General features: G+C 66.8%; 17 protein-coding genes and 1 pseudogene. 16 read left to right on the forward strand and 2 right to left on the reverse strand.

Features of this window, described 5'->3' with window-relative positions:
* Window positions 1-12: 12 nt before the first annotated feature.
* Entirely contained in the window at window positions 13-1,026 is a 1,014-nt protein-coding gene (locus tag BJF89_RS10195; RefSeq protein ID WP_075814563.1) for an ABC transporter substrate-binding protein, read from the reverse strand.
* Between the two features lie 207 nt (window positions 1,027-1,233).
* Here BJF89_RS10195 and BJF89_RS10200 point away from each other — a divergent pair, with 207 nt between their 5' ends.
* From BJF89_RS10200 to BJF89_RS10220, 6 genes and pseudogenes are all read left to right on the forward strand, one after another.
* Complete coding sequence (locus BJF89_RS10200; RefSeq protein WP_075814564.1) at window positions 1,234-2,127, forward strand: siderophore-interacting protein; 894 nt, start codon at window positions 1,234-1,236, stop codon at window positions 2,125-2,127.
* Between the two features lie 82 nt (window positions 2,128-2,209).
* On the forward strand, window positions 2,210-2,938 hold the full coding sequence (locus tag BJF89_RS10205; RefSeq protein ID WP_255372590.1) for an AraC family transcriptional regulator: 729 nt from the start codon (window positions 2,210-2,212) through the stop codon (window positions 2,936-2,938).
* A gap of 110 nt (window positions 2,939-3,048) precedes the next feature.
* Window positions 3,049-3,111, forward strand: a pseudogene (locus tag BJF89_RS20030) (AraC family transcriptional regulator); the annotation flags it as partial.
* 260 nt (window positions 3,112-3,371) lie between these two features.
* Entirely contained in the window at window positions 3,372-3,737 is a 366-nt protein-coding gene (locus BJF89_RS19555) for an AraC family transcriptional regulator (RefSeq protein ID WP_255372591.1), read from the forward strand.
* Between the two features lie 10 nt (window positions 3,738-3,747).
* Window positions 3,748-4,737, forward strand: a complete 990-nt coding sequence (locus BJF89_RS10215) for an ABC transporter substrate-binding protein (protein ID WP_255372592.1) — start codon at window positions 3,748-3,750, stop codon at window positions 4,735-4,737.
* Between the two features lie 108 nt (window positions 4,738-4,845).
* Window positions 4,846-5,778, forward strand: coding sequence for an NAD-dependent epimerase/dehydratase family protein (locus BJF89_RS10220; RefSeq protein ID WP_075814569.1), 933 nt, complete (start codon window positions 4,846-4,848; stop codon window positions 5,776-5,778).
* A 21-nt stretch (window positions 5,779-5,799) separates the two neighbouring features.
* Here the strand turns inward: BJF89_RS10220 and BJF89_RS10225 are convergent, their stop codons facing one another.
* Window positions 5,800-7,578, reverse strand: a complete 1,779-nt coding sequence (locus BJF89_RS10225) for an acyl-CoA dehydrogenase (protein ID WP_083650644.1) — start codon at window positions 7,576-7,578, stop codon at window positions 5,800-5,802.
* 341 nt (window positions 7,579-7,919) lie between these two features.
* On the opposite strand from BJF89_RS10225, the gene BJF89_RS10230 reads away from it, so the two are divergent.
* The 10 genes from BJF89_RS10230 to pks13 all read left to right on the forward strand — a co-directional run bounded on the left by BJF89_RS10230 (window position 7,920) and on the right by pks13 (window position 24,650).
* Complete coding sequence (locus BJF89_RS10230) at window positions 7,920-9,971, forward strand: glycosyltransferase (protein WP_075814573.1); 2,052 nt, start codon at window positions 7,920-7,922, stop codon at window positions 9,969-9,971.
* On the forward strand, window positions 9,971-10,498 hold the full coding sequence (locus BJF89_RS10235) for a phosphatase PAP2 family protein (protein WP_075814575.1): 528 nt from the start codon (window positions 9,971-9,973) through the stop codon (window positions 10,496-10,498). The genes BJF89_RS10230 and BJF89_RS10235 overlap by 1 nt, the downstream gene beginning before the upstream one ends.
* On the forward strand, window positions 10,495-11,595 hold the full coding sequence (locus BJF89_RS10240) for a decaprenyl-phosphate phosphoribosyltransferase (RefSeq protein WP_083650645.1): 1,101 nt from the start codon (window positions 10,495-10,497) through the stop codon (window positions 11,593-11,595). The genes BJF89_RS10235 and BJF89_RS10240 overlap by 4 nt, the downstream gene beginning before the upstream one ends.
* Window positions 11,596-11,735: 140 nt before the next feature.
* On the forward strand, window positions 11,736-12,785 hold the full coding sequence (locus tag BJF89_RS10245) for an alpha/beta hydrolase family protein (RefSeq protein WP_075814577.1): 1,050 nt from the start codon (window positions 11,736-11,738) through the stop codon (window positions 12,783-12,785).
* Between the two features lie 83 nt (window positions 12,786-12,868).
* Complete coding sequence (locus BJF89_RS10250) at window positions 12,869-13,573, forward strand: hemolysin III family protein (protein WP_187344698.1); 705 nt, start codon at window positions 12,869-12,871, stop codon at window positions 13,571-13,573.
* A 271-nt stretch (window positions 13,574-13,844) separates the two neighbouring features.
* Window positions 13,845-15,818: an alpha/beta hydrolase-fold protein gene (locus BJF89_RS10255; protein ID WP_075814581.1), complete on the forward strand. Its 1,974-nt coding sequence runs from the start codon at window positions 13,845-13,847 to the stop codon at window positions 15,816-15,818.
* A complete protein-coding gene (locus BJF89_RS10260) occupies window positions 15,815-16,345 on the forward strand; it encodes a DUF732 domain-containing protein (RefSeq protein WP_075814583.1) in 531 nt (176 codons plus the stop codon). Before BJF89_RS10255 ends, BJF89_RS10260 begins: the two co-directional genes overlap by 4 nt.
* 174 nt (window positions 16,346-16,519) lie before the next feature.
* Entirely contained in the window at window positions 16,520-17,458 is a 939-nt protein-coding gene (locus BJF89_RS10265) for a cutinase family protein (RefSeq protein WP_075814585.1), read from the forward strand.
* Between the two features lie 96 nt (window positions 17,459-17,554).
* Window positions 17,555-19,447: a FadD32-like long-chain-fatty-acid--AMP ligase gene (locus tag BJF89_RS10270; protein WP_075814587.1), complete on the forward strand. Its 1,893-nt coding sequence runs from the start codon at window positions 17,555-17,557 to the stop codon at window positions 19,445-19,447.
* A 229-nt stretch (window positions 19,448-19,676) separates the two neighbouring features.
* Entirely contained in the window at window positions 19,677-24,650 is a 4,974-nt protein-coding gene (gene pks13 / locus BJF89_RS10275) for a polyketide synthase Pks13 (RefSeq protein ID WP_139312002.1), read from the forward strand.
* Window positions 24,651-24,657 lie beyond the last annotated feature (7 nt).

The raw sequence follows: 24,657 nt of genomic DNA on the forward strand, positions 1-24,657 counted from the left end.
GAACCGTGCAGGTCAGGCGGAGAGCTGTTCGACGACGTACTCGGCGAAATCCGCTCCGACCTTCGAATAGCCGGCACGGTGGTTGTAGAGGAGTTGAGGGGTCTTCCCGTCCATCACGGCCGGCAACCGCTTCCAGAGTGCGTCATCGGCGACGGGGGAGTCTGGATTCTGTACCAGGATGACGTCCGCCTCCGTGAGAATGTTGAGGTTCTCCTTGCTGTACAGCCGCAGTGATCCGTCGGGCTCGCGGGAACCGCTGTCGGTGAGCAGTGAGAGGCCCAGGTCCGTGAGAACCTCAGGGGCAAGGTTCTCGTCCTCGAGAACGAACTGGTCGTCCTGCAGCGCCACCACGGCGACGGTCTTCCCTTCGTAGGCGGACAGCGTGCTGCGTCCCTCGTCAATCACGTGGTGGTAGTCGGCGATGCTCTGTTCCGCGTCGTCCCGTCTGCCCATTTGTTCGGCCTGGTCCAGCAGGGGCTGCAACCACGCGTCGGAATTCTCGGCTCCCTCTGCCTCTGATTCGGACGTCAGGTCACCGTCAAGCCCCAGCACCGGCGCGATGCCTTCCAGGCGTTCCTGTTGTTCACTGTCGTAGGTGTCGAACCATGCTGCAGTCGTGATGATCAGGTCAGGCTCCATGTCCGCCACCACCTCGGCATCGGGGGCGGTCGTGTCGAAGGGGTACCTGGTCACCGAGTCGGGTAGATCATCGTTGACCACGTTGTCCTCCGCGGATTCTGCTGTGATCTCGGGCGTCGCCACGAGGTTGAGCCCGGTGATCTCCGCGAACTCGGGGCAGAGGCGGGTCTCGATACACACCACCCGCTGGGGGTCGGCGGGAATCTCCACCTGTCGGCCCGCGTAGTCGAAGGTGATGGTGTCGGCGGCGTCGGTACCACTGGTGCCGCTGTGTCCGTCTCCGTCCGTCGCACAGGCGGTGAGGACGGTAAGGACGGTAAGGGATGTCAGGGATACAGCGTACACACCGGTGAGCAGGCGCCCGGTGAAACGTCTTCTGGGTGTCATGGCGTTGACGCTAACCGCAGGAGGGTGTGTGAAACGGACAGATTCTGTCTGCCGTACGACAGTGCCGCACGGTCCGGTCGCTGCGCGGGTGACATCTCCGCGAGGTGAGCTGTCCGTTCCGCGAAGACATGAACACGTAGGGTTGCCTTAGCAAATATATCGGGAGTAGGGGCCGGGTGGGCCTCACTCTGACGGCAGGAGACTGATATGAGTGCAGGTCAGGTAGACCCGCAACCTCGGATCCACCGCGCGGACGTGACTGCGGTGACACGGGTAGGCAAAGCGATGGTCCGGGTCACCCTTGGTGGACCGGACATGGTGGACTATCCGACCACCGGTGTCGGCGACGAATGGGTACGGGTCTTCTTCCCCGACGTGCCGGGGGAAGCAGTGCGTCTACCGCGGCTGGAGGGGCGTGGCTGGGTCTACGACGACGGCGTCGAGCCGTCTGAGATGCGCACCTACACCATCCGTGACTGGCGTCCCGGTGAGGTGGACGTCGACTTCGTCGTCCACGGCACGGGCGTCGCCACAAACTGGGCGACGTCGGTGGACGTCGGCGGACAGGCCGGTCTGACGGAGCCCGTCGCCGTGTACCGGCGGGCGGAGGACGCCGGCCACCAGTTCCTCTTCTGCGATGAGCCGGGGCTTCCGGCTGCCTTGCGGATCTGTGAGGAGGCGCCGGAAGGGCTGGCGTCCACCCTCGTGTGTGAGGTCCGGGACAGTGGCTACGAGATTCAGCCTGCCCGGGACGACATCGACTGCATCTGGTTGGCAGGTGCGGGCAACGGTGTGGCACCCTCCCGACTACCGGACGTCCTGTCCGGGATGGACATCCCGCAGGGAGCCGCGGTGTGGGTGGGTACGGAGTCACGTGTGTCACGGACCCTGCGCCGTCAGCTCCGGGAGGAAAAGGGGCTCGCACGAACTGCGGCGACCACGATGGGGTACTGGGTCCATGACAAGGAAGGATGGATCGCCGCCTATGACGCATTGGGCGAGGAGTTCGCCGACAAGGTCCGCACCCTGTACGACAGTGACCGGGACCCGGACGAGGTCGCAGACATCGTCGACGGGCTCTACGAGAAGAACGGCCTGTGACCGTCCTGCAGGGGGCTCCCGCGGAACTGGCCACCGACGCATTGACACCCGACGCCTGATACCCGGGGACTACCTGTTGACCATGCGCGAACTCCGTTACCCGAGCCCTCTCGAGCCGGAGATCTGTTCCTCCGTAGACCATCGGCACGACCGGCATCACGTGGTGTTCTGGCCGATGCGGGGTAGTGCTCACGTCGACGTGGACGGATACCGCCACCACCTGCCGCTCGGGCACGGGATCTTCGTGCCGGCGGGGACGGTCCACCGCGCAGACACGAGCCCGTCGACGACATTGACGGCCGTGTACATCAGACCGTCGGCGTGGGAGGGGCAGGACGACCGTGTCCGGGACGTGACCGTGAACTCCGCGACGCGGGAGATGCTCGTGCTCCTGGCATATCAGGGGTTGAGCCGTGACCAACGGTTCCGGGCGCAGCGGCTGTGCCTGGAGTTCATGTCGGAACCGTCCCTGCCGGGCCTGGAGCTCCCGCTGCCGGACAGTCACCTGATCCAGCCGATCACCCGTCATATCCTGGAGCGACCGGACGACGCGCGTTCCCTGGACGACTGGGCGTGGATCCTGAACACCAGCGGTCGGACGATCGCGCGTGCGTTCCGGGCGGACACCGGGCTGACCTTCAGCGAGTGGCGGACCGTCGCGAGGATGTCGGCGGCGGTTCGGCTGCTGGCGGACGGGGTGCCGGTGGGCGCCGTGTCCCGGAAGGTCGGTTACACCTCCGCCAGTGCCTTCAGTACGGCAATGAAGCGTGTCACCGGCCGGGGGCCGCAGTACTTCCGGGCGGTACGGTGACCCGCTACCTCCTCACCACGGTTGAATTCCCGACGTCGCGTCTGCGAACGTGGCGGGACGAGGTCCACCGTCGAGACGAACTGATCTGGGTGACGTCCGGGGCGGTCACCGTGCACACCCCGTCGGGCGTATGGGACTGTTCGCCGGGACGTGCGATCTGGGTCCCGCAGGGGGTGCCGCACACCATTGACGCAGCGGCGGACAGTGTCGTGCAGGCCACGTTCTTCGCTCCGGGAGCGGTGGCTGGAGCCGCCACCGAGGGGGCCGCACGGCTGTCCCTGGACGAAGCCGTCGTCGTCGAACTCCTGCCCGCCGTACGCGAGCTGCTGGTCCTCAACGCCGGGCGTGACATGCCCGACGCCAGTCGACTGCGCCTGCAGCACCTGGTGCTGGACCTGCTCTGCCCGGCGACGGAGATCATGGTCGGGCCCCGATGCCGGAGTCACCCCGGTTGCGCACCGTGGCCCTCCGTATCCTTTCCCGGTTGGACGCGAAGGACTCCACCGCCGACTGGTCCGAACTGGTCGGGGTGTCCCAACGTGAACTCGTCCGTTCCTTCGTCCGGGAAACCGGGGTGTCCCCCATCCAGTGGCGTATCCGTGCCCGTGTGAGGGCGTCGCTGCCGCTCCTGTACTCCGGGATTCCGGTGGCGTCCACGGCGAGACGTCTGGGTTACCGGAGCGCCGGGACCTTCTCCGAGCATTTCCGCGACGTGATGGGAAGAACCCCGGGAGCCTACGCCCGTAACCGGATGAAAACCGGGGAAACCGGGCCGGATACCGGTGCCGTTGCCGGTTAGCATCATCCCCGTGAAAACAACCAGGTCAATGCGTTCGTCGTCTTCGTCGTCTTCGTCCCGTCGTTCTGCCGCCAGTGCTCTCCTTCTCGCGGTCACGGTCGCCCTTGCCGGGTGTTCCGGTGCCGAGGAAGGTTCCGGTTCTCACACCGGTGACACCAGGACGGTCACCGACGCCCTCGGCGAGGTCACCGTCCCCGCTGATCCACAGCGTGTGGTGTCCACCGACTTCTTCTCGTCGAGTGTGCTCATCGACGTCGGGATAACCCCCGTCGGCGTGATGGAGGGAGTCGCGGAGCCGGACAGTCGTCCCGCCCGTTACGTGGAGGCGTTGGACGGGGTGGAGCAGCTGAGCACCTACGCCGAGATCGACGTCGAGAAAGTCGCACAGCTCGATCCGGATCTGATTGTCGTCGACGCTGAATTTCCGGAACCGGAGACCCTTGAGCGGCTGGAGAGGATCGCCCCGCTGTTCCACGTGGATCTCACCGGGGACTGGGCTGACCGGGCCCTCAGCATCGCCGACGGCGTCGGACGTCTGGACGAGGCAGAAGCGCAGCAGCGGGATTACCGTGGCCGGGTAGAGGCGGTCTCCGAGGAGTACCGCGATGTCCTGGACTCCACGCCGCTGGCCATCGTGTCGATCAACACCACGGAGAACACCTGGGCGTCCTACGCGCCGGGTGGGTGGCCGACGCCGGTCTGGATGGACGTGGGTGCAACCTTCCGCACCCCGACCCCGGGGGAGGCGGACAGCGCCGATGACTGGGTATGGGTCTCGGACGAGGAACTGTCGAAGCTAAGCAACGCAGGGATGATCATCGTGCTCGAGAAAGAGCAGCTGGTCCGGTACGCGGACAACCCGATCTGGAAGCAGCTGCCTGCCGTGCGGAAGAACCGGGTATTCACCGACTTCCCCTCGCCGGCGACATCGTCTTTCCGATGGGGGATGGACAACCTCGACTCTGTCGAGTCGATCCTGTCGGAGGTCCGTGACGCCTGATTCTGCGTGCGCGACGGGGAGTGCGACCGGACGAGTGTTGACAATGATTACATTGATGTTTACAGTGTCATCATAGTGAAACAGGGCAGTCGACGAAAGGCACGATCCATGCAGACCATCCTCGGTGCGAACGGGCAGATCGGAACCGAGCTCGCCCGCGAGCTCCATGACAACTACACCACCGATATCCGGCTCGTCAGCCGTCATCCGAAGAAGTTGCACGACACCGACGAACTGGTCGCGGCTGACCTCATGAATGCCGGGGAGACCGACTCCGCGGTCGCCGGCAGTGACATCGCCTACCTCACCGTCGGGCTGCCCCCGGACAGTGAACTCTGGGCCGAGCAGCTCCCCACGATGATGAAGAACACCATCGACGCCTGCGAGAAGCACGGCACCAAGCTCGTCTTCTTCGACAACACCTACATGTACCCGATGACCAGCGAAGCGCAGACGGAGAACACACCGTTCACCCCGAACGGCAGTAAGGGCCGCACCAGGGCCACCATGACCACGATGCTCCTGGAGGTCATGGAGCAGGGCAGGGTCGAGGCAGTCATCTGCCGCGCCCCGGAGTTCTACGGCCCAGGCAAGACCCAGAGTTTCACCAACTCCCTGGTGTTCGACGCCGTCGCGGAGGGGAAGAAGGCCCGGGTGCCGTTGAGCGCCGACGCCCGTCGTAGTCTCATCTGGACCCCGGACGCCAGCAGGGCCATGGCCCTGATCGGCAACACCGACTCCGCCTACGGCCAGACATGGCATCTCCCCGTCGACAAGGAACGCATCACGTACAAGGACCTTGTCCGTCTGGCGTCACGGGAGTGGGGACGTGAGGTCGGCTACTCCGTCGTGCCGAAGGTCGCGTTCGCCGTCGGGCGCCTGTTCAGCAAGAACGTCCGCGAGCTCTGGGAGCTCCTGCCGCGCTATGCGGTGGACAACATCTTCGTCTCCGACAAGTTCGCCGAGGCATTCCCGGACTTCCGGGTCACCACCTACGCCGAAGGTGTCGCCGCACTCCACCGGGAGCGGGCGACGTCCTGACCCCTGTCTGGCGGAGTTCGGTCAGAAGACGCTCTCGTCCAGGTCGTTGAAGAGCGAGTCGGGGTTCCCCAGTCGGTCGAGGACCGGGTCGACCTTGGGGAGCTCGCGGGTGAAGAAGTACTCTGCGGCAGCCAGTTTGCCGGCCGCCAACGGCGACCCGGCCGCGTCGGCGGCGCGCGCCATGTCCAGCCAGATCCAGGCGACGACGATGTGGCCGGTGGCCTCCAGGTAGTCCGTGGCATGTGCCAGTGCGGCTGCGGCGTCGCCGTCCTTCCACAGGGCCTGGGTGACGCTGACGAGGTGCTGCAGCCGGTCGGCGAGCGCAGACGAGTACTCCGGGAACCGGTCGGCTGTGGCCGTGACCGTTTCCGTGATGGTGTCGACGAGCAGTTGCAGGCCCGCACCGTTCTTCATCACGACTTTGCGTCCCAGCAGGTCCTGACCTTGAATGCCGTGCGTTCCCTCATGGATGGGGTTCAGACGGTTGTCACGGTAGTACTGCTCGACGTTGTAGTCGCGGGTGTAGCCGGCGCCGCCGAGCACCTGGATCGCCAGGTCATTGGCTGCGGGGCCGTACTGGGAGGGGAAGCTCTTCACGATGGGGGTGAGGACGTCCAGAAGCAGTTCCAGACGGTCACGTTCATCGCCGGAGGCGACGGACGCCAGGTCCACCAGGTGGGCGGCGTAGAGACACAGCGCCATGGAACCTTCGGCGTAGGCCTTCTGTGCCAGCAGCATACGGCGAACATCGGCATGCTCGATGATCGGTACCTGGGGTTGTGCCGGATCCTTCGCCCCGACCGGCCGTCCCTGGGGGCGGCTCCGGGCGTAGTCCAGTGACTCGAGGTACCCGGTCATCGCCAACGCGGCGGCACCGGCACCGACGCCGATCCGGGCCTCGTTCATCATGTGGAACATGTACTGCAGGCCGCGGTTCTCCTCGCCGACGAGGTAGCCCACGGCGCCTGCAGAACCACCGGGGGTGTGGGCGCCTTCGCCGAAGTTCAGGAGGGTGTTGGTGGTCCCGCGGTAGCCCATCTTGTGGTTCAGGCCGGCGAGGACGACGTCGTTGCGTTCCCCGGACTTCAGGAACTTCGGGACGATGAAGAGACTGAGGCCCTTCACCCCGGACTCTGCCGGGCCGGTGCGGGTGAGCACGAGGTGAATGATGTTGTCGGTCATCTCGTGGTCGCCACCGGAGATCCACATCTTCGTGCCGGTGATCCTCCAGACGTCGTCCGGGTCCCCGTCAATTTTCCGTGCGCGGGTCTTCACGTCCGACAGGGACGATCCGGCGTGCGGCTCGGAGAGGCACATCGTTCCGCTGAAATCCCCGGCGAGCTGGGGGTCTGCGTAGTCGGCGATCTGTTCCGGCGTGCCGTGCGCGATCAGCAGCGCGGCGTTCCCCATCGTCAGCATCGGGTAGGCGGCGGAGGAGATGTTGGCCGCCTGGGGCCAGGCGAAGCACGCGCGGGAGACGGTGAACGGAAGGTCGACCCCACCGTGCTCCTCGCCGAAGGAGGCGGCGGCGAGCCCGGACTCGGCGAAGGCCTTGAGTGCCGGAGTAATCGCCTCGTGGGTGTGGACCCCTGAAGCGTCGAACGTCGGCTCGTCCATGTCGGAGGCGCGCAGGTGGGGACGGAACCACGTTGCCGCGAGGTCGCGTGAGGCGTCCAGCATGGCGTCGAAGGTCTCCCGCGAATGGTCGGAGAACCTGTCGTGCTCGGTCAGCGCCTCGACGTTGAGCCAGTCGTAGAGGAGGAAGGAGAGGTCGTCCTGGGAAAGGATGTCAGCTGTCATGCTTTCCAATGGTAAACGACCGGGCATACTCCCGCGTAGTTTTCAGGTTCGGGGCTGTCGGAGCCTGGGTGGCAGACCCGTCTGTCAGCCGGGCAGGGGTACGGTACGTTCTGAGGGCTGAAATCGACCGTATCCTCTGCCGTCTCACCGGAAGATCTGCCACCTCGCCGCACTGCTGAGCCCGAATCTGCGTCCTGTCACGCGTTCCACTCTGCACCCGCCCCGCCGCACCTCGCAGGCGATTCACAGGTGGATTCAGCGTGCCCGACTACGTCCGGACCGCCATGATGGGGAATAATCGTCGGCGTACAACTGTCTAACGGAGGCCGGCGTAGAACTTCATGAGCGCAACCACTGAGATGAGCGACGATCGCCGTGACGATCGCTACGACCCGCGGCGCCTTGCCCGGGTCATTCTGCCGAAGAGGGGAGAGCCCAGGGACGTCCGCTCCCTCTACATCGTGGAGAATGAGCAGACCCCGGGGCGTGTCACCGCACTCTCCCGCACGTCCGCGCGGATTCCCGCCGGGGAAGAGGTCAGCTTCGAGAGCTACTTCAACGGATTCCCGGCGTCCTACTGGCGCCGATGGAGCCAGCTCGACGAGGTGCAGCTGCGGGTCGATCTGACCGGTGACGCCCGCATCGACATCTACCGTTCCAAGATCGACGGATCGCGTATCGCCGTGACCGGCGGCATCGTCGACGTCGACGAGGACGGCCACGGGGTCGCGGAGTTCACCATGTCGCTGGCTCCCTTCGAGGACGGCGGCTGGATCTGGTTCGACATCACCTGTGAGTCCGAGACCACGATCCACAGCGCCGGATGGTTCGCCACCGTGGACGCCGCCGACCAGCGCGTCGTCTCCGACACCGTGGTGACCGACCCGGTCACGGGGGAGAAGAAGACCCTCAAGGAGGGCGACCTTCTCACCGCCCCGGAGCCGCGGGTGACCATCGGCATCCCCACGTTCAACCGTCCGGCCGACGCCGTCGCAGCCCTGGAGGCGCTGTCCTCCGACCCGGTGGTCGACTCCGTCGTGGACGCGCTGATCATGCCCGACCAGGGGACGAAGCACCCGAAGGACGAGCCGGGCTTCCCGGCCGTCGAGCAGCACTACGGTGACCGGTTGCGCATGCCGGTGCAGGGCAACCTCGGCGGTTCCGGTGGTTACTCGCGCATCATGTACGAGGCGCGTCACCCCGAGCGCGGCACCGACAGCCCGTTCATCCTCTACATGGACGACGACATCGCCATCGAGCCGGACAGCGTGCTGCGGTCACTGGCGGCGTCGCGGTACGCGTCCTCCCCGATGCTCGTCGGTGGGCAGATGCTGAACCTGCAGGAGCGCAGTCACCTGCACACCATGGGCGAGATCATCGACCGTGGCAGCTTCATGTGGACCGCTGCACCGCACACCCACTACGACCACGACTTCTACAACCACCCGCTGCGCGACCGCGGGGAGTACGGCACGAACGCCTCGGGCGAGAAGATCGACTCCAAGGACCTGCACCGTCGCATCGACGCCGACTACAACGGCTGGTGGATGTGCATGATCCCGCGCGTCGTCGCCGACACCGTCGGTCAGCCGCTGCCGCTGTTCATCAAGTGGGACGACGGTGAGTTCGGTCTGCGTGCCCGTGACCACGGTTTCCCCACGGCGTCGTGGCCGGGCATCGCCATCTGGCACATGGCCTGGTCCGACAAGGATGACGCGATCGACTGGCAGGCGTACTTCCACCTGCGCAACCGGCTCATCGTCGCCGCCCTGCAGCACGAGGGCAGCCCGACGGGCATCATCACCTCGATGACGAAGGCGACCGCCAAGCACCTGATGTGCCTGGAGTACTCCACCGTGGCGATCCAGAACGAGGCGATGAAGGACTTCCTCGCCGGTCCCGACCAGCTCTTCGAGATCCTGGAGACCGCCCTGCCGCGCATCAACGCCCTGCGCAAGCAGTACCCGGACGCCGTGGTCATCCCGTCGTCCTCCGTCCTTCCTCACGCGGACGGCGGCCCGGCGAAGCTGACCGACATCCCGTTGACCCCGGTGGCCAAGGTGACCCGGCTGGCCAAGGTCGTGGCGAACAACCTCCGCCAGGCCGATCCCCACCACCATGAGGTTCCGCAGGTGAACCTGCCTCCGATCGAGGCCCGCTGGTTCTCGCTCGGTCGGCTCGACGGCGTCACCGTGACCACGGCCGACGGCACCGGAGTGGTCTACCGCAAACGTGACCGGGACAAGGCCCGGGAACTGGCGCGGGAGTCCGCCCGTCTGCAGAAGGAGGTGGCGACGCGCTTCGACGAGATGCGGCAGCGCTACCGTGTCGCGCACCCCGAACTGACCAGCGTGGACGCCTGGGCCCAGATCTTCGAGCCGGGGGAGAGCTGATGAGTGGGACGGAGGCGGATGTCCTCGTCGCCCTGCAGGACGCTCTCCTCACGGACTCCTCCGGCCGGGCCGTGCTGGGTGCGGCCCGGGGGCTGAGCCACTTCGGTGAGCACGCGCTCGGCTGGTTCGCGCTGGCCGGCGCCGGCGCCGCGGTCTCGGCCGCCCGTGGCAGGACGGCTGCACCGTGGGTGGAACTCGGGGTGTCCGCATTCACCGCCCACGCCGCCTCCGTCGTCCTGAAGAGGATCGTGCGACGCCGACGCCCGTCAGATCCGCGGATCCGTGTCGGTGTCGGCACTCCGTCGCGTCTGAGTTTCCCCTCGTCCCACGCGACGTCGACGGCCGCCGCGCTGACGGCGCTGAGCCGGATCACCGGCTCCCGTCTGCCGCTCGCCGGCGTGCCGGTGATGATGGCCTCCCGCCTCGTCCTCGGCGTGCATTACCCCACCGACGTCCTCGCCGGAGTTGCCCTCGGTGTGGCGACGGAGAAGACCGTCCACCGAACTGCGAAGGAGATCAAGCGATGACTCGTCCCGGGACGGATCCGGAATTCGACCCCACCGAAACCCACGACACCAATGAGCGTCCGGGTGAACGCCAGGCGTTCATCGGGTCGGAACCGCACACCTCAGGGCTGGAGGAGCCGGCGGCGTGGGAGGACCAGACCTACGCCCGGCAGGAATCCGAGGAGGCTGCTGCAGGGTCGGGTCACCGTGCGCCCCGGAATCTTCCCGAGGCGATGATCAAGGCGCTCCGTCCCAAGCAGTGGGTCAAGAACGTCCTGGTGGTCGCGGCGCCGGCGGCTGCCGGTGGCGACCTGCTCTTCCAGGGGCGGGTGATCACCGACATCATCATCGCCTTCGTCGTGTTCTGTCTCGGTGCATCGTCGATCTACCTGGTCAACGACGCCAAGGACGTGGAGTCCGACCGTCAGCACCCCACGAAGCGGTTCCGTCCGATCGCGGCGGGTGTCCTGCCGGTGGGGCTGGCCTACGCCATGGCGGTCATCCTCATCGTTGCCGCGGTGGGCCTGAGTTTCCTGGCTTCCAACGGCGGGTCTCTGGCGATCGTTATCGGCGTGTACATCATCCTGCAGCTGGGGTACTGCTTCGGGTGGAAGCACCAGCCGGTGATCGACATCGCACTGGTCTCGTCGGGGTTCATGCTGCGTGCCATGGCCGGCGGTGTGGCGGCGAGCATCGACCTCTCGCAGTGGTTCCTGCTGGTCGCGGCTTTCGGTTCGCTCTTCATGGCGGCCGGTAAGCGGTACGCGGAACTGAAGCTCTCGTTGCGGTCGGGTGCGAAGATCCGTAAGTCGCTGGAGAGCTACACGCCGACCTACCTGCGGTTCGTGTGGACGCTGTCCGCCACGGCCGTGGTACTGGCCTACGCGCTGTGGGGCTTCGACATGAGCCAGCAGCATCCCGGCCACGCCTCGGTCTGGTACCAGGTCTCGATGGTTCCGTTCACCGTCGCGATCCTGCGTTACGCCGCCGACGTCGACCGCGGTGAAGGCGGTGCGCCGGACGAGATCGCCCTGAGCGACCGGACGCTGCAGGCCCTGGCCCTGATCTGGGTGGCGACGATTGCGGTCGCTGTCTACGTGATTCCGGCTGTCACCTAGCTGGATGAACCCTGGCGTAACGCTTGGTGTCGGCTTGACGATATTCTTGGCGGAAAAGATCACTGTTTGGTAACGTTCCGAACACTGTAGGCACCGACGGCACAGAAGGCGCCGTCTGACAAAAGCACGTAAAGGAAAACATGACGACTGCCACCGGAAAGCACCGGTCCGCGACCGGCTCGCTGGGCCGCAAGATCATGGCCCTGATTGTCGCGATCGGCACCGCCTTCGGGTTGGCCAGTGTCGTGGCTCCGAGCGCCTCCGCCGACGACCGCGGGATTCTCGGTCCCCGTTGCAGCTGGGCGAACTACAACTTCTACGTCCAGAACTGCTGGTTCTACTCCGCAGCGATGGGCCAGGATATCCAGGTCCAGATCAAGCGCTCCAACAGCGACTCGGCGATCTACCTGCTCGACGGGCTGCGTGCCCGGGACGACTGGAACGCCTGGACCTACCTGGGCCACGGCGTCGACCAGTTCGTGAACGACGACGTCAACGTCGTCATGCCGGTCGGCGGCGCCTCCCAGTTCTACGCGGACTGGATCGGACCGTTCAACGGCTCCACCACCCCGAAGAAGCCGCGGTGGGAGACCTTCCTGACCAGCGAGCTGCCGGCGCAGCTGGCGCAGAACTTCGGCATCAGCCAGAACAAGAACGCCCTGGTCGGTCTGTCGATGGGCGGTACCGCCGCGATCAACCTCGCGTCCCGCCACCGTAACCAGTTCAAGCAGGTCACCTCGCTCTCGGGCTACCTGAACACCACGGCGCCGGGCATGTACATGGCCCTGCAGTTCGCCATGAACGAAGGTTCCCCGGGTGCGAACATCTGGGACATGTGGGGCCACCCGGTGCACCCGACCCGCTTCGCCAATGACCCGCTGCTGAACGCCCCCAAGCTGGCTGGCATGCCGGTGTACCTCTCCGCGGCGGCCGGAATCCCCGGCCCGCGGGACGACTTCATGGCCAACCCGGTCGGTGGTATCGCCGGTATCGGCCTGGAGTGGGCGTCGCGCGGTTCCACGGCGACCTTCGAGCTGGCCGCCCGTGCCTCCGGTGCGAACGTGACCGCCAGCTACCCCGCCGTCGGCGTGCACAACTGGACACTGTGGACCCCGGAGCTGCAGAAGGCGCGTCCGAAGATCCTCGACGCACTGAACGTGTGCTACCGCGCAGGGAAGCCGGTCTGCTGATCAGCAGGTAGCTGACGACACGGACCGTCACGGCCCGGGAGATGACTGACATCTCCTGGGCCGCACGCATACACTGCACAAGTATGGAAACAGAAGCGAACGGTTCAGGGGAGCGTCGCCGGTTGCGGCCGGTGGACCGGGGAGCGCGACCCTACTTACGTGGACGGCTCCACGAGAATGCGGCCTGGTATTTCGGTGGGACGGGCACCGCACTGACCGCGACGGCCTTCATCCTGCACGGCAATACGACGCTGGCGTGGATCACCGCGCTGTACTCACTCTGCCTCCTCGGGCTGTTCGCGGTCTCGGCGCTGTACCACCGTGCACCGTGGCGCAGTGAAGCTACCGTGCAGGCGTGGCGGCGTGCAGACCACTCGATGATCGCCATCTTCATCGCGGGTACCTACGGGCCCATCGCGGTGTACGCCTTCGACTCATGGTCGGACGGCCTGTGGATACTCCCGGTCTGCTGGGTGCTGGCCATCGCTGCGGTGGCGATGAACATCTTCTGGATCGGACACCCGCGGTGGCTGGACGTCATCGTCTACCTGGCGCTCGGATGGCTGGCGATTTTGAAGCTGGGGGGTTTCATCGGGGCGATTCCCGTGGTTCCCGGCATACTCATCGTGCTGGGGGGCGTCATCTACTCCCTGGGGGCGGTGGTCTACGGCCGTCAACGGCCGAATCCGTCGGCCCGGTGGTTCGGCTTCCACGAGGTGTTCCACGCTGCGACGATCGTGGCCGGTGGACTGCACCACGTGGCGATCTGGATACTCGTTCTGGCGTAGACGGGGGTGCTACACTTCCGGTAGAAACTAAGTCTCAAGTAAAACTTCAAGGTTTTGGCGTGTTGTCCCGGGAAACCGGCGACCTGATTGCCATAATTGCCGGTGTTGCCGTCACGGTTGGCCGTGGCGGACACCGGTTCCGACCGGACGTCGGCAGTGGGAGGGGAACCCGTTGCCGGGGCCCGGTGGGGACGGTGGGGCATGTCGCGCCACCGTCGCCGACACTGCCGATGCCGTCGAGACGTACCTACGAAGGAAGAACGCCACCACCATGAGAATCGCTGCGAATACCCGCACCGGGAAGTCCCCCGCCAGCCGTCCGTCCCGACGGACGTCACGGCGCGTCGGTGCCGCCGTCCTGGCGCTGCCGCTCTCGGTGGCGCTCGCCCTCCCTCTCGCGGCCCCGGCCGCTGCGCAGGGAGGCAGTCTCGGCAATTATCTCGACCCGGACGATGTTCCTGAGCGTCCCACGCAGGACGTCACGGAGCAGGATCTCCCCGGACTTCCCGACGGAGTGGACGTCGACCGCGTGGAGTGGCTCTCCGACCGGTGGGCGAACGTCTACATCAACACCCCCTCCATGCCGGAAGGGCCGGTGCTGGTCCAGATCCTCCTGGCACGCGACTGGTACAGCCAGCCCGACCGCGACTTCCCGTCGGTCTGGGCCCTGGACGGTCTGCGGGCACGTGACGATGAGTCGGGATGGACGCTGTCGACGAATATCCAGCAGTTCTACGCGGACAAGAATGTCAACGTGATCATGCCCGTGGGCGGTAACTCGTCCTTCTACACGGACTGGGACCAGCAGCCCGAGGAGGGCAAGACCTACAAGTGGGAGACCTTCCTGACCCAGGAGCTCCCGGCGGTGCTCCGTGAGGGGTGGCGTACCAGCGAGCAGCGCGCCATCACAGGGATCTCCATGGGTGGTACCGCTGCAGTGAACCTGGCGCAGCGGCATCCCGAGCTCTTCCAGTTCGTCGGTTCCTTCTCCGGCTACCTGGACACCACCTCGCCCGGCGTCCCGCAGGCGATCAACTACGCCACGAACGACGGTGCCGGTTACGACGCACAGCGCATGTGGGGCCCGTACGGGTCTGAGCGGTGGAATGAGAATGATCCGAAACAGCATGTGGATGCCCTCAAGGACATGACGGTGTACCTGTCTGCGGGCAACGGCAACGCTGGCCCGTACGACGAGCAGGGACCGATTCCGGGGTACCCGGCGAATCCTGCGGCGTTCGGGTTGGAGGCGATGTCGCGGATGACGACGCAGACATTCGCCAATGCCGCCAAGCGCGCAGATGTCGACGTCGTTACCAAGTACCGCAGCTCGGGGACGCATGACTGGCCGTACTGGCAGTACGAGATGACCCAGGCGTGGCCGTACATCGCCCAGACTTTCGGCCTGTCCGAGGAAGATCGTGGGGCGAAGTGTGCCGCCGTGGGCAAGATCGCCGAGGCAGAGAAGCGTCAGCGCAGCCAGAACCTCGGGGCCTGCACCACCAACGAATATGACGCAGCCAACGGCGGCAAGGTCCAGGACTTCCGTAACGGTCGTGTCTACTGGAAGAAGGACGCCGACAAGGCATGGGCGACCTGGGGTCGTATCGGCGCCCGCTACTCGGAGATGGGCGGGTCCAACAGCTGGCTGGGCTACCCGACCGGGGAAGAGCAGACCGGTCTGAAGAATGGCGGCATCCTGCAGCGTTTCGAGAACGGCATCATCTACTGGACCCCGCAGACGGGTGCGGTCGCGGTGAAGTCCGACATCGTCGACGCGTGGGGCAAGAGCAAGTGGGAGACCGGGCCTTTCGGCTACCCGACGTCCGCGGTACAGCAGGTTGCCGGCGGCGGCGCCGTCCAGCAGTTCCAGAACGGTGTCGCCGTGCGGGACAAGGACGGCAAGGTACGCATGATCGAGGGCAAGATCGGCGAGAAGTACATCGAGGCCGGCGGCCCCGCGGACTCCTCGCTGGGCTTCCCCCGTTCTGAAGAGATCAAGGTCAAGGGTGGTGCATTCACCCAGTTCGAGCACGGGAACATCTACTGGTCGGCCTCCACCGGTGCCCACGTCATCAGGTACGGCAAGATCTTCGACGCCTGGGGCGAGGACAAGTGGGAGCAGGGCCGCTTCGGCTGGCCGGTCGAGGACCAGCAGGGCATCCCCGCCGGTGGCGAGGTCGTGAAGTTCCAGAACGGTGAGATCCGCGAGATCAACGGCGACATCCAGAAGGACCCGCGATGAGTATCCGTACATCCACGGTGACGAAGATCGGCTCGGTGGCAGCCGCTCTGGTGCTCGCCGGTTCCGTGGCGGCCTGTGGTGGCGACTCCACCGTGGACAGCGACAATGACGCACAGGGCAGCAGTGTCCCCAGTGTGAGCTCATCACCGACGGGTTCGGAGACCTCTTCGACCTCTTCGCCGACCTCGACCCCGGCACCGGACACCGGGTCGGACGGGGATGCTCCGCGCGACGGAGAGGTCAACGAGGTCGAGGAGCCCGGGGGAGAGGCCGCGCCCCGTACCAGCGAGGACGACGCCTTCCTTGCCGAGCTCAAGGACAAGGACATCGACCTGGAGGATTCCGCGATCCAGGACCAGGTCATCGCCGCCGCGCGGGAGCAGTGTCTGGCCAACGAGGAAGGTCGCGACGGTTTCGCCGTCCCGATGATCGCCGGTCAGCTCGAGGTGCAGGAGCTCACGAAGGTTTCTGCGGAGGATGCTGAGCGCATCATCGTCGAGGCAGCGGAGAGCAACTACTGCGGCTGATCCGGCTGCTTATCCACCCACCTCGGATGTGCCACCACCTCCGAGGTGGTTTTTCTGTCGCTGGTGGTGCTTCCGGTGCCTGTGCACTCGTACAGGACCCGGACGGGACGGTCCGTCAGTCCTGACCGGAGGCTGCCAGATCACTGCCAGGAACACCGGGTACTCTGACTGGCCATGAGAAAGTTCCTCACCATCGTCGCGGCCCTGGTTCTCGCCGTCGTCCTTGTCATCGGTATCGGCCAGTGGGTCAACCGTGGCACGGGCCCGGACGAGCCGGCTCCCGGCCCGGGGCCCACGCGCACCACGGACGCGCAGCAGCCGGACTCCTGCCCGGACTACCAGCTGTTCGCAGCACCGGGTACGTGGGAGTCCACCGCCGACGATGATCCGATCCATCCGTCGTCGCGTCCGCAGTCTCTGCTGCTCAATGTCACGCAGCCACTGCAGGAGGAGTTCGGCGACGGGGTCGACGGCGGCCAGCTGAAGAGCTGGACGCTGCCGTACACCGCCCAGTTCCGCAACATCCAGGCGTTGCGTGAGATGTCGTACGACGACTCCCGCAACGAGGGCTACGCCAAGCTCGAGAACGAGATGATCTCCGTCAACGAGATGTGCCCGGCAACCCGCATGATCATCGTCGGCTTCAGCCAGGGTGCAGTACTCGCCGGTGACCTGGCCACCGCGATCGGCAACGGCCAGTCAGCCGTCCCCGCCGACGCGATCGCCGGAGTGTCGCTGATCGCCGACGGACGCCGTGAGGACGGCAAGGGTGACCTGGTGGGCAGCCCCGACGCCACGGGCATCGGCGCGGAGATCGCCCTGAGTTCGGTGGGGCCGCTGGTGGCACCGATCGTGCCGGGGGCGTCGATGCGTGGTCCACGCCCGCAGGACTTCGGTGCGCTGGGGGACCGGACGCTGCAGTTCTGTGCGCCGGCGGACCTGGTGTGCAGTGCGCCGCGGGACATCGGCAACGCCATCCAGCGTGCCCATGACCTCATCGACGCCAACAAGGTGCATGCCGAGTACTCCAGCAACGGCACCGTCGTCGACGGTGGCACCGTCCCGGAGTGGATCAACAACTGGGTCCGCGACATCATCGCCGAAGGGCGCTAATACCCGCATACCGGTGGTCGAGACGATAGAGTTCGTTAGAGTCTTTGCAGAAAGCAACACGATGAACGCTACGCACACAGTAATGAGGGATACCTGATGGACATCAGCGCCGCGATGGCACAGTTCTACGACGACAAGGGCGAGATCGCGATCCCGGATCAGCTCTCGCTCTCCGCCATGTGCGAGATGCTGTACTCGATGGCACAGATGGAGGGCGCGGTGGACACCCCGCTGATCACCTTCCACGATTTCAGCGGCAGCCCCGAAGGCGAGACGGTCACCTGGACCCGCGCCGAGGTCAACACCCGCATCAAGGCGGTGTGTGTCCGGCTCCAGCAGGTCACCGAGCGCGGTGACCGGGTCGCCATCCTCGCCAACAACAGCCCCGAGTACCTCTTCGGGTTCATGGGTGCCCTGTACGCGGGCACCGTCCCGGTGCCGCTGTACGACCCCACTGAGCCGGGCCACGCCGACCACCTGTCCGCCGTCCTGGGCTCCTCCACCCCCACGGTCGTGCTGACGAACAAGACGTCCGCAGGGCACGTCCGTAGCCACTTCTCCTCCCTCCCCTCCGCCGAACGCCCCCGCGTGCTCACGATCGACGCGCTGCCGGACTCGCTCGCCGAGGAGTGGCAGAACCCGATGATGGCGATGATGGAGAACCCGGAGCTGGCCCCGAAGTCCAGCGACCCGGCGTTCCTGCAGTACACCTCCGGTTCGACCCGCACGCCTGCCGGTGTGGTGCTGACGCACCGCAGCATCGTGACCAATGTGCTGCAGGTCTTCCAGGCGGCGCAGCTGAAGACCCCGCTGCGTCTGGTGAACTGGCTGCCCCTCCACCACGACATGGGGATCATCCTGTCGGCGTTCGTGCTGATCCTGGGTATTCCGCAGGACCTCATGGCCCCGCGTGACTTCATCCAGGACCCGGGACGCTGGATCGGCCAGCTCGGTGACCGCGGCGACGATCTCAACGTGTACACCGCCGTGCCGAACTTCGCCCTGGAACTCGCCTCCCGCTACGCCGACCCGGCGAAGCGTGCCGACCTCGCCGACGTCGACCTCAGCCACGTCGAGGGCATCATCAACGGTGCGGAGGCCGTCAGCCTGCAGTCCGTGGACCGGTTCTGCGACGTCTTCGGTCCGTACGGGTTCCGTCGGTCCACGATGCGCCCGTCCTACGGTCTGGCCGAGGCGACAGTCTTCGTCACCACCCCGCAGACCGAGGAGCGGCCGAAGCTGCGGGTCTTCGACCGGGAGAAGCTCGCCGGGGGACAGGCCGTGGAGGTGTCCGCGGACGCCGAGAACGCCGTGCCGATCATGAGTGTCGGTGAGCCCGGACCCTCACTGTTCATGCCGATCGTCGACCCCTCCTCCGGTGAGGAACTCGCCGAGGGGACCGTCGGCGAGGTGTGGCTCAACGGCGGCAACATCGCCGCCGGCTACCTCGACCGCGAGGACGACACCACCGAAGCATTCCGCAACTCCCTGCCCGCCGACAAGCGACTCTCGCAGGGCTCGGCCGCAGAGGGAGCACCGGAGGACAACTGGCTGCGTACCGGCGACCTCGCCGTCGTGGTCGACGGCCAGCTCTACATCACCGGCCGTATCAAGGACCTCGTCGTCGTCGCGGGTCGTAACCACTACCCCCAGGACATCGAGGCCACCGCCGCAGACGCCACCGGGGGCCACGTCCTGCCGGGTGTGCTCGCCGCCTTCGCCGTGAACGGTGAGCTCATCGAGAACGCGGCCGGGGGTGACTCCGGCTCCGAGCAGCTGGTGATCGTCGCCGAGCGTGACCCGGAGGCGTCCGCCGAGGGCGACGCTGAGGCCGTCACGGCCATCCGGTCGGCCGTCACCGCCACCCACGGCGTCCAGCCCGCCGACATCCGCATCGTCGACGAGGGCACGATCCCCCGGTCGTCGGCCAACAAGATCGCCCGCCGTGTCTGCGCCAAGGCGTATCTCGACGGTCGGTTCGACCGGTAGTCGACTAGAGTGGACGACGTCCTTTTTGTAGCGTGGCGACGGCCACCGTCGATATCACGTTGACGGTGGCCGTCGCGCCCGTTCTGGTCACCTCTCCTCTTCTGTCCGTCATGAAATAAGGATGATCTTCTCCGAAATGTCTGAAACGTCTGGAACGTCTGGAACGTCTGCAACCCCCGGGAACGAGAACGCCCGTGCCGCTGAGCCGGCGCCCACCACGGCCGCCGGTATGCGTGGCTGGTTGCGTGACTGGGTGCAGTCCACGACCGGTCTTGACGTCGCCGAGATCACCGACGACAGGCCCATGGAGGAGTTCGGACTGTCCAGTCGGGATGTCGTGGTGCTCTCCGGGGAGCTGGAACGGCTCACCGGAGTCTCCCTCGACGCCACCGTGGCCTACGAGTACAACACCATCGCCGCACTCGCCGGCTTCGTCCTCGCCGGCGGAACGCGCGCTGCCCGGGGTGTCGCCGGTGGCCACCGCACACAGCGGCAGGGCGGTGCCCGAGGCGGCGGACTGGACCCGGAGGACCGGCAGATCGCCGTGGTCGGCATGGCGGGCCGCTACCCGGGCGCGGACGACGTGGACGCCATGTGGCGCATGTTCGAGCAGGGCCGCAGCGGCGTCGGTGAGCTGCCGGAGGGGCGCTGGAGCGAATACGGCGACGACCCGGAGATGTCCCGTCGGATGGCTGAAGCCGTCCTCACCGGCGGCTACATCGACGACATCGCCTCCTTCGACGCGGAGTTCTTCGGACTCTCGCCGGTCGAGGCCGCGAACATGGACCCGCAGCAGCGCATCCTGCTGTCGCTGACCTGGGAGGCGCTGGAGGATGCCGGCATTCCGGCGAACAGCCTCCGCGGCAGCGACGTCGGGGTCTTCATGGGAACCACGAACAACGACTACGGCATGCTCATCAGTGCGGACCCCACCGAGGCGCACCCGTACGCGCTGACCGGTAACTCGAGCGCGATCGTCGCCAACCGCATCTCCTACGCCTTCGACTTCCGCGGCCCGTCGGTCGCCATGGACACCGCCTGCTCATCGTCGCTGGTGGCCATTCACCAGGCGGTGCGGGCACTGCGGGACGGCGACGCCTCGGTCGCGGTCACCGGCGGAGTGAACCTGCTGGCGAGCCCGTTCGCCACGATCGCGTTCTCGGAACTCGGCGTCCTGAGCCCCACCGGTGGAATCCGGGCGTTCTCCGACGACGCCGACGGCATCGTCCGGTCCGACGGCGCCGGTGTCGTCATCCTCAAGCGTCTCTCGGACGCCCGACGTGACGGTGACGACGTGCTCGCCGTCATCGCGGGCTCGGCCGTGAACCAGGACGGGCGGTCCAACGGACTGACCGCCCCGAACCCGGAGGCACAGGCAGCGGTCCTCGACGCCGCATACGCCGACGCCGACATCGACCCGTCCGTGGTCGACTACGTCGAAGCCCACGGCACCGGAACCATCCTCGGTGACCCCATCGAGGCGGGGGCGCTGGGTCAGGTGCTCGGCGCCGACCGTGACGTGGCGTCGCCACTGCTCCTCGGCTCGGCGAAGACGAACTTCGGACACACCGAGGCGGCCGCCGGCGTCGCCGGTGTCATCAAGGTGGTCTCAGCGATGCGCCGCGGCGTCCTGCCCCCGACCATCAACTTCACCGGCCCGAACCCCTACATCGACTTCGACCGGGAACGGCTCGAAGTCGTCGAGGACCCGCGTGAATGGCCCGAATACTCCGGTGCGCCGGTCGCGGGGGTCTCCGGCTTCGGTTTCGGCGGCACCAACGCCCACGTCGTCCTCGTCGCACCCGAGGGCGCGGCACCGGCGGAGGACGCTGCGGCGCCCCTCCCGGACGTGATCGACTGGGCAGGGGTCCAAGACAGTACAGAGAGCACAGAGGGCGCCGACGGGTCCGGTGAGGGTCGTCCGCTGCCCCGACTGATCCCGGTGTCCGGGCTGCTGCCCTCCCGCCGCCGGACCGCTGCCGCCGACCTGGCCTCCTGGCTGGAAGGTAAGTCGGGTACGTCGGGCAATGCCGTACTCGCCGGCACCGCAGCGGTCCAGGGCGACCGCAACCACGGGCGTTCCCGGGGAGTGGTGGTGGCACACGACACCGCCGAGGCGGTCGCCGGGCTGGGCCGGTTGGCCGAGGGCAAGAAGGGTGCCGGAATCTCCGTCGCCGACAGCCCCGAACGCGAGGGTGCGGTGTGGGTCTTCTCCGGCTTCGGATCACAGCACCGCAAGATGGGCAAGGAGCTCCACGCCCTGTCACCGCAGTTCGCGGCACGGCTCGACGAGATCGACGAGGTCGTGAAGCGCGAGTCCGGTTTCTCCGTGGTCGAGATGATCCTCGACGACGCACAGAACTTCGGCACCGAGACCGCCCAGGTCGGTATCACCGCGATCCAGATCGCCCTGACGGACCTGATGACCGGGATCGGCCTGCGCCCCGCGGCGATCGTCGGTCAGTCCATGGGTGAGATCGCCGGTGCCTACGCCGCGGGCGGGCTGTCCATGGAGGATGCCGTCACCGTCGCCTGCCACCGCGCCCGCCTCATGGGTGAGGGCGAGACCCTCCTGCCGGAGGACAAGCAGGGGGCCATGGCCGTCGTGGAACTCGGTGTCGAGGACCTCGTGGAGTTCCAGAAGGAGCATCCGCAGTTCGCCGCCGTGGAACCCGCCGTGTACGCCGCACCGGGTATGACCACCGTCGGCGGACCGGCGCAGCCCGTCGCCGATCTCGTCGAGCACCTGGACGGTCAGGGCAAGTTCGCCCGCATGCTCAAGGTGAAGGGTGCCGGGCACACCAGTATGCTCGACCCCATCCTCGGCGAACTCCACGCCGAGATCAGCGGCATCACACCACTGCCGATCCATACCCCGGTGTACAGCAGTGTCGACCGTGGCGTGGTGTACCGCCCGGGTGCCGTCCTGCACGACGCGGACTACTTCCTGCGCTGCACCCGTTACTCGGTGTGGCTCTCGGACGCCACCGGCCTGCTCTTCGACGAGGGGTTCCGCACTTTCGTGGAGTTCTCCCCGAACCCGGTCGCCCTGATGCCGATGATGAACACGGCCTTCGCCCACAACGCCGGTGAATCCAGCCTGATGTACCTGCTCAAGCGCAAGGAACCGAGCATCGACACCCTGCTGGCCACGGTCGGCGAACTCTATGTGCGTGGTGCCGACGTCGATTTCCGTCGTCTCAACTCCGTGGACGGTGAGCCCGCGCGGCCCGGGCGCGCCGTCTCCGGCATTCCGGGTGTGCACTGGAACCTGCAGCGTTACTGGACTGCGGCACGTCCCGGTGGCGGCTCGGTCCGTGGCATCCCGGGGCGTCGTGTCGCGCTGCCGGACGGGCGCACAGCGTTCGCCGTCGCGGCAGCGGAAGTGCCCAGTGTCGACGCTGTCGCCGAGGCCGCCGCGCGTGCGGTGGTCCCGGATGCGGTGGTCGCCGCGGTGGAGACCTACGGGACCCTGCCGACCGACGGAGAGGTGACCACCCTGGTCGCCCGCACGCTCGGTGGGTTGAGCGTGCACGTCTACGCGATGGACGGCGCAGCCGCTGCCGCCGGTGCAGAGGGCGCCGGTGAGTCCCGCCTGGCCGGTGAGGCCTTCGCCGCGTCACCCACCACGGGTGTCGCCGCAGCGGCCTCCCGTGCCGTCCAGGAGGCGCAGGACGGGCAGAACACCGGTAACCCGGTGCATCCGACTGGTCCGGCCGGGCCGTCGGCGCCGTCGTCGGCCAGGAACTCCCTGCCGTCGGTGGACACGGATGCCGAACGCTGGAGCCCGGAATCCGGCGAGAGCGTCGCCGACCGCCTGCGCAGCATCGTCTCCGAATCGATGGGTTATGACATCGACGACCTGCCCGGGGAACTGCCGCTGATCGACCTCGGACTGGACTCCCTGATGGGTATGCGCATCAAGAACCGGGTCGAGTACGACTTCGCCCTGCCGCCGCTGAATGTGCAGGCGCTGCGCGACGGGTCCGTCGACGAGGTCATCGCCCTGGTCGAGCAGATGGTGCAGGAGAGCAACGCTGAGACTGCCGGTGATTCCGCCGGTGCCGTGGATGCACCCGCAGCCCGCTCCGCAGAGCGCACCGGGAACGGTGAGGGGGTCGGTGTGGCTCCCCGTGACGCCTCCGAGCGCATGGTCTTCGGCACCTGGGCGTCGCTCACCGGAGCGGCCCCGGCCGGCGTGACCAGCACCCTGGCGGAGATCGACGGCGAGACCGCCGCCGCGATCGCCGCACGGTTGAGCGAGCGCTCGGGCGCCGACATCACCGCCGGGCAGGTCAGTGCGGCACGGACCCTGGAGCCGCTGGCCAACCTCGTGCGCGACGTCTTCGAGACATCCGTGGACGGCAACATCCGTGTCCTGCGGGCCCGCCCCGAGGGCTCGGAGAGCCCGGCGGTCTTCGTGTTCCACCCCGCCGGTGGATCCAGCGTGGTCTACGAGCCCCTGACCCGTAGGCTGCCCTCCGACGTTCCCGTCTACGGTGTCGAGCGTCTGGAAGGTTCACTCGACGAGCGGGCCGACGCCTACGTCGCCGACATCACCGCACTGGCGGACGGTCGTCCCGTGGTGCTCGGTGGCTGGAGCTTCGGCGGCGCCCTGGCGTTCGAGGTCGCCCACCGTCTGGAGAAGTCCGGCGAGGTGAGCGTCGGGCATCTCGAACTGCTCGACCTGGTCCGTCCGGCGAACCCGGCCCCGGACACGACCGAGGAGATGCACGCCCGCTGGGACCGGTACTCCGCCTTCGCCAAGAAGACCTACGGTATCGACATGCCGGTGCCGCACGACCTGCTCGAGAGCCAGGGTGAGGAAGCGCTCATCGGGATGATGAGCATGTTCCTGCAGAACACCGACGCCTCCTCGCACGGCCTCGCCGCCGGCGTACTGGAACACCAGCGGGCCAGCTTCGTCGACACCCGCATCCTCAACACCCTGGACTTCGAGCGGTGGGCCGAGGTGACCGCCCCGGTGACCCTCTACAAGTCGGAGGGCATGCACGAAGGCGCGATCGAACTGGAACCGTCCTTCGCCGAGATCCCCGCCGACGGGGGCTGGGACGGCGTCGTCGACGACCTGGAACTCGTCCAGCTCGCCGGTGACCACCTGGCCGTGCCCGATGAGCCCTCGATCGGCATCGTGGGCGCCCGGATCACCGAGCACCTGCGCGACATCTCCGAGCGGAACTGAGTGCGAT

The organism is Corynebacterium sp. CNJ-954 (assembly GCF_001942345.1).
Lineage (GTDB): Bacteria > Actinomycetota > Actinomycetes > Mycobacteriales > Mycobacteriaceae > Corynebacterium.

Bases quoted from the DNA above. Each gene is read 5' to 3' on its own strand.
- BJF89_RS10195 (WP_075814563.1), bottom strand. From the start codon at position 1,026: ATGACACCCAGAAGACGTTTCACCGGGCGCCTGCTCACCGGTGTGTAC.
- BJF89_RS10200 (WP_075814564.1), top strand. From the start codon at position 1,234: ATGAGTGCAGGTCAGGTAGACCCGCAACCTCGGATCCACCGCGCGGAC.
- BJF89_RS10205 (WP_255372590.1), top strand. From the start codon at position 2,210: ATGCGCGAACTCCGTTACCCGAGCCCTCTCGAGCCGGAGATCTGTTCC.
- BJF89_RS19555 (WP_255372591.1), top strand. From the start codon at position 3,372: ATGCCGGAGTCACCCCGGTTGCGCACCGTGGCCCTCCGTATCCTTTCC.
- BJF89_RS10220 (WP_075814569.1), top strand. From the start codon at position 4,846: ATGCAGACCATCCTCGGTGCGAACGGGCAGATCGGAACCGAGCTCGCC.
- BJF89_RS10225 (WP_083650644.1), bottom strand. From the start codon at position 7,578: ATGACAGCTGACATCCTTTCCCAGGACGACCTCTCCTTCCTCCTCTAC.
- BJF89_RS10230 (WP_075814573.1), top strand. From the start codon at position 7,920: ATGAGCGCAACCACTGAGATGAGCGACGATCGCCGTGACGATCGCTAC.
- BJF89_RS10235 (WP_075814575.1), top strand. From the start codon at position 9,971: ATGAGTGGGACGGAGGCGGATGTCCTCGTCGCCCTGCAGGACGCTCTC.
- BJF89_RS10240 (WP_083650645.1), top strand. From the start codon at position 10,495: ATGACTCGTCCCGGGACGGATCCGGAATTCGACCCCACCGAAACCCAC.
- BJF89_RS10245 (WP_075814577.1), top strand. From the start codon at position 11,736: ATGACGACTGCCACCGGAAAGCACCGGTCCGCGACCGGCTCGCTGGGC.
- BJF89_RS10250 (WP_187344698.1), top strand. From the start codon at position 12,869: ATGGAAACAGAAGCGAACGGTTCAGGGGAGCGTCGCCGGTTGCGGCCG.
- BJF89_RS10255 (WP_075814581.1), top strand. From the start codon at position 13,845: ATGAGAATCGCTGCGAATACCCGCACCGGGAAGTCCCCCGCCAGCCGT.
- BJF89_RS10260 (WP_075814583.1), top strand. From the start codon at position 15,815: ATGAGTATCCGTACATCCACGGTGACGAAGATCGGCTCGGTGGCAGCC.
- BJF89_RS10265 (WP_075814585.1), top strand. From the start codon at position 16,520: ATGAGAAAGTTCCTCACCATCGTCGCGGCCCTGGTTCTCGCCGTCGTC.
- BJF89_RS10270 (WP_075814587.1), top strand. From the start codon at position 17,555: ATGGACATCAGCGCCGCGATGGCACAGTTCTACGACGACAAGGGCGAG.
- pks13 (WP_139312002.1), top strand. From the start codon at position 19,677: ATGCGTGGCTGGTTGCGTGACTGGGTGCAGTCCACGACCGGTCTTGAC.